The organism is Acidobacteriota bacterium (assembly GCA_009861545.1).
GTDB lineage: Bacteria > Acidobacteriota > Vicinamibacteria > Vicinamibacterales > UBA8438 > WTFV01.
This window is the reverse complement of record VXME01000169.1, coordinates 1-2,737: the sequence shown is the minus strand read 5'-3', so window position 1 is coordinate 2,737 and position 2,737 is coordinate 1. Positions and strand designations below refer to the sequence as shown.

The following is a 2,737-nucleotide window of genomic DNA, read 5'->3' as shown; positions in this document are numbered from 1 at the left end:
TTTTTTGTCTTATTCATCCTGTGTTTTTTGTTGTGTTGGTTCTGTTATGTTTTAAATATTTATTTCTTACTGGGCCCCCGGGGGCTGCCCCCCCCCCGGCCTCTTCATGCAGATCCCGCATCGTCGAGTGAGTTCTCCAATCCGGACGCACCGGCCGCGATGGCGTCGAGGTACCGCCGCACGGCGGTCGACAGGCCCATCTCCAGCGCTGCGGCGATCAGCGCGTGGCCGATGGAGACCTCCGCGATGCCGCCGATGGCTATGAACGCGGCGAGGTTGTCGAGGTTCAGGTCGTGGCCGGCGTTGACGCCTAGCCGAAGCTCCCCCGCATACCGGGCCGCGCGGGCGTAGGCCTCCCGTCCGGCGCGAGTCTCCGGATGCTCCAGCCCGTGGCGCTCGACGAGATCGGCGTAGGGACCGGTGTAGAGCTCGACCCGGTCGGCCCCGCATTCCTTCGCGCGCGCGATCTGCTCCGCGACCGGATCCATGAACAGGCTGACGCGGACGCCCCAGTCCCGGTAGCGAGAGGCGACCTCCCGCACGAAGCGGGCCGCAGCCGGGTCGGACAGGTCCCAGCCGTGGTCGGAGGTGAGCTGCGCGTCGGCGTCCGGGACCAGTGTCGCCTGGTCGGGCCGCGCCGTCTCGACGAGGCAGTCGAACCCCGGGTACCCGTTGTCGCGGGGACCGGCGGCCGGGTTGCCCTCGATGTTGAACTCGACGTGCGGCGCCTCGGCGGCGAGCAGCGCGGCCAGCGCGTCGACGTCGGCCGGGCGGATGTGGCGCTGATCGGGCCGCGGATGGACGGTGATGCCGTGTGCGCCGGCCGCGATGGCGGGCCGGGCGGCCTCCAGGACGCTGGGCCGCGCGCCGTCGCGCGAGTTGCGCAGCCAGGCGATCTTGTTGACGTTGACCGATAGCGCGGTCATGCCGCCCTCCATCAGAACCGGAACAGGTACGACAGCTTCGTGAAGATCGCGCGGTTCGTCTGCTCGAAGCGCATCGTCGGGAACACGGTGCTGTCGATCAGGTCGCCCTGCTGGTAGTGGTCGTCGTAGCCGAGGAAGAAGACGGTGCCGGCGTTGACCCGATAGGTGAAGAGCAGGTTGGCGGCCACCGTGCCGCTGAACGCGTTGTACTCCAGGATGTTGCGGAGCAGCAGCCGGTTGGTGAACTGGTAGGTGGTGAGCGCGCGGTAGATCTTGACGTCGAAGACCTGCTCGCTCGTGCGCGGATCGTACAGCCGGCTGGTGATGAAGTTCAGGTCGGCGTTCAGCCGCGACATCGGCCGCACGGAGGCGAAGAACGTGGCGGTCGCGCCGCTGCCCAGAAACGGGTCGTCGCCGTAGCGCACCTGGTCGCCCCAGTTGAAGAAGCCCCCCGCCGACAGGCGGCGGCTGGCCGCGAAGCCGCCCCCCAGGAAGGCGTTCGTCTTGAGGAACTCGATCCCCTCGTAGCGCTCCATGTCGCGGTTGGCCATGGCGACCCAGATGATGCTGCTCGTCGTCACCCCCCGCACCCCGACCTGGGCCTGCTCGTCCTGCAACAGGCCCTCGAAGTCGTAGTTGCGGCTGTAGCTGGCCAGCGGTCCCCAGTTGACCAGCCAGTTCTCCGGCCACCAGCGGTAGGAGACGTTGGCCTGGGCCACGCGGGTGTCGACGCGCTGCACGAAGCCGGTGTCGGTGCGAAAACCGGGATCGACGCTGTCGACCGCGGCCGAGTAGCTGAGATTGCGTCCGGTCCGGTCGTAGGCGAGATGGAATATCGGCCCCGCGTTGTCGCCGTCCTCGAGGTTGCGGTGCTGCGACGCCGCCGCCTGGAAGCTCACCGACGAGGTGCGGCCCAGCCGGAACCGCCCGTCCACGCCGCCCACCCGGCTGTAGCCGTCGCCGAACTCCCGATCCGTCGCGATGACGCCGAGGTACGACTCGGCGTACAGGTCGTAGCGAGCCCGCGCGATGGCGACCTGCGCGGTTCTGCCGTGCAGGTCCGGGTGGACGCCCTCCACCAGGCCGGGGGCCTCGTCGTTGGCGACCAGCACGCCGACCGTGGTGTTGCCCGCCTTGCCGGTCAGCTTGGCGCCCTGCCGGGGATCGACGATGGTGCGGGTGTGGACCAGGTTGACCTGCCCCGGCACCTGGAAGATCTCCTGCCCCTCCAGGAAGAACGGCCGCAGCTCCGGGTAGAAGAGCGGGAACCGCTGGTTGACCTCTATCTGCGGGATGTCGGACTCGATCTGCGAGAAATCGGGGTTGTAGGTGTAGTCGAAAGTCAGGTTGGGGGTCACGCCGTACTTGACGTTCACCCCGCCCTCCGGGTCCGGATCGCCGTCCTCGAAGACGCCGGTCGCGGTGTCGAGCGACCCGAACTGGATGGCGGTGAGCGTCGGCAGGATCTCCAGGTTGCGGCTCGTCGACAGGTCGGTCAGCCCGTCGAGCAGACCCATCTGCGGCAGGAAGCCGGCCATGTCGCGGGAGATCGGCGCCCAGACGTCGGTCTCGTTCTTGCTCGGGATCGTCCGCACCACCTGAAAGCCCCAGCGGTGGCGCTCGCCGCGTCCGCGCGACGGGTAGCGCAGACTCTTGAAGGGAATCGCCATCTCCGCCGTCCAGCCGTCCTCGACCAGGGTGCCGCTCGACTCGAAGAGGGCATCCCAGGACGTGTCGCCGGTGGGCGCGCGGCGTCGCGGGGCGGCGAGCGACGCGCTCATCCCGCCCCGGCGCCCGCCGCCGCGCTCGGC

General features: G+C 68.7%; 1 protein-coding gene. It reads right to left on the bottom strand.

All coding sequences use genetic code 11. The annotated features are described in order from the left end of the window. Positions 1 to 104 precede the first annotated feature (104 nt). Positions 105 to 926: a pyridoxine 5'-phosphate synthase gene (locus F4X11_26235; GenBank protein MYN68475.1), complete on the bottom strand. Its 822-nt coding sequence runs from the start codon at positions 924 to 926 to the stop codon at positions 105 to 107. Between the last annotated feature and the right edge of the window lie 1,811 nt (positions 927 to 2,737).